Annotated in this window: 2 protein-coding genes; both read right to left on the reverse strand. The window is 74.1% G+C overall.

The window, feature by feature from the left end:
* Window positions 1-172: 172 nt before the first annotated feature.
* Window positions 173-652, reverse strand: coding sequence for a DUF2771 domain-containing protein (locus ACWD4B_RS35670; protein ID WP_451424665.1), 480 nt, complete (start codon window positions 650-652; stop codon window positions 173-175).
* A gap of 27 nt (window positions 653-679) precedes the next feature.
* Complete coding sequence (locus tag ACWD4B_RS35675; protein WP_451424666.1) at window positions 680-2,020, reverse strand: MFS transporter; 1,341 nt, start codon at window positions 2,018-2,020, stop codon at window positions 680-682.
* Window positions 2,021-2,249: the final 229 nt, after the last annotated feature.

Here is a 2,249-nt window from a genome sequence, read left to right on the forward strand (position 1 = left end):
CCCGGCGCGGCCACGGCCATCACGGCACCCATGAGCACCATCGGCACCATCACCACACCGGCACCGGAGACCGTCACGGAGACCTCCAGGGGCTCCGCCGCCAGGGCGCGGACGACCGCGTCCGCCTCGGCGGCCACGGCGGTGACGACCAGAACGCGCATGGGAGGGGTCGTCAGGAGGTCTTCTCGAGCGTGAAGTTCCAGACGCCCAGGGCCTTGCCGGAGCTGGCCTCGACAATGCTGATCTGGGTGTTCTTCACCAGGGCGCCCTGGCCGGAGGAGAAGAAGGCGCTCGCCGGGATGGTCCGGAAGGTCTTCTTGTTCGGCTCCTGCTCGGCCGGCTGGCCGTTGATGAAGAGCGTCCAGCCCTCGTCGGCGATCTTCGGGTCGACGCCGAAGCGGACCTTGTCCTCCATGGACGCCTTGACGGTCTTGCCGCCGGAGTCCTTCAGGCACGCGGGCAGCTTGTCGTTGGCGATCGCGTCGCCGCCCTCGTAGCAGGCGGCCTCGGAGGTCACCGTGGTGGAGCCGACGGTCACCGTCGCCAGCGGCGTCGGCTTGTCGCAGGCGGAGAGGGCGACGAGCCCGAGGGCCACGACGCCGGCAGCGGCAGCGGCGCGGCGGCGCCTTCCCTGGAAAATGGCAGCGGTCATGGGGGGCAGGCTATCGGGCCGCCCCGGTCAGGCCACGCGCGGGTGCGGCGAGCCGCGCCGGGCCGCCGTCAGCAGGCCCCGTACGGCTGTGGCGGCGCCCAGGGCCAGGAACGCGGACGCGACCGACATGCCCACCACGCCGTTGAGCGGCAGCAGGATCCCGATGCCGCCGCCCACCACCCAGCACATCTGCAGCAGTGTCTCGGAGCGGGCGAAGGCGGAGGTGCGCACCTGCTCCGGCACGTCCCGCTGGATCAGCGAGTCCAGCGACTGCTTGCCCAGCGCCTGCGAGATCCCGGCCACGGCGGCCACGGCCACCACGAAGAACGGGTTGTAGAGCACGGCCGTCGCCACCGTCATGCCCAGCGCGGCCGTCAGCACCGCGGCGATCGTCTTCTCCGGGCCGCGCGAGCGCAGCAGCGCCGCGCCCGCCGTCCCCAGGGCGTTGCCCGCTCCCGCCGCCACCGCCACGATGCCCAGCGAGACGGCCGGGCCCAGCCCGCCCAGCGGGTGGACGCGCAGCAGGAACGCCAGGAAGAACGTGAGGAACCCGGACAGCATCCGCAGCGCCCCGTTGGCCTGCAGCCCGTGCAGCACGGAGCTGCCGACCGTGCGCAGCCCCGGCTTCGTCCGCCGCTTCGTGCGGCGCTGGTGCTCGGGCGCGACGAGCATGGCCCGGGCCTCGCCCTTCGCGGAGTCGACCTTGGGCGGGAGCGAGAGCGAGAGGTACGTGCCGCACGCGAAGACGGCGCACGCCCCGTACAGCGGCCAGGCCGGCCCCAGCTGGTGCAGCCCCGCGCCGAGCGGGGCCGCCAGTCCCGTGGCCAGCAGCCCTCCGAGGGTGACCCGGGAGTTCGCCTTGACGAGGGAGATCCGTGGCGGCAGCAGCCGGGGCACCACGGCCGAGCGCACCACCCCGTACGCCTTGGACGCCACCAGCACGCCCAGGGCCGCCGGATAGAGCTCCAGTCCGCCGCTTGCCACGGCGCCCGACATCATCAGGGCCAGCACGGCGCGCGTCAGCATCGCGCCCGCCATGGCCGCCCGGCGGCCGTGCGGGAGCCGGTCCAGCAGCGGCCCGATCACCGGGGCCAGCAGGGTGAACGGTGCCATCGTCACGGCCAGGTACAGCGCGACCCGCCCGCGGGCCTGGTCCGTGGGTACGGAGAAGAACACCGTCGACGCCAGGGCCACCGTGATGAGCATGTCGCCCGCGGAGTTGACCGCGTGCAGCTCGATCAGCTTGGCGAGGCCCGACTCGCCCGCGCCGTGCGCGTGCGTGGCCTTCCGGACGCCCCGCACGGTCCCGGCGACCGGGCGGCGCAGCGCCCGGCCTGCGCCCCGGGCCGTACGGCGGATGGCTCCCACCACGCCATACTGCCCCAAGCGGAAGCCGGTGCGGTGCTTTCGTCCCGCCTGCGGGGCGTACCGAGCGCCCCGCAGGGGCGCGGGGAACTGCGCGCTCAGCCACGACGCGCCTGCAGTAGAGGTTCTCGGGGCTTTGCCCCGGACCCCTGGGGTGGTGCGTCGGCTGCAGGCCGTCGGTGGTTGCTCGCGCAGTTCCCCGCGCCCCTGCGGGGCGCGGGCCTGGCAACCC

The organism is Streptomyces sp. NPDC002536 (genome assembly GCF_053594995.1).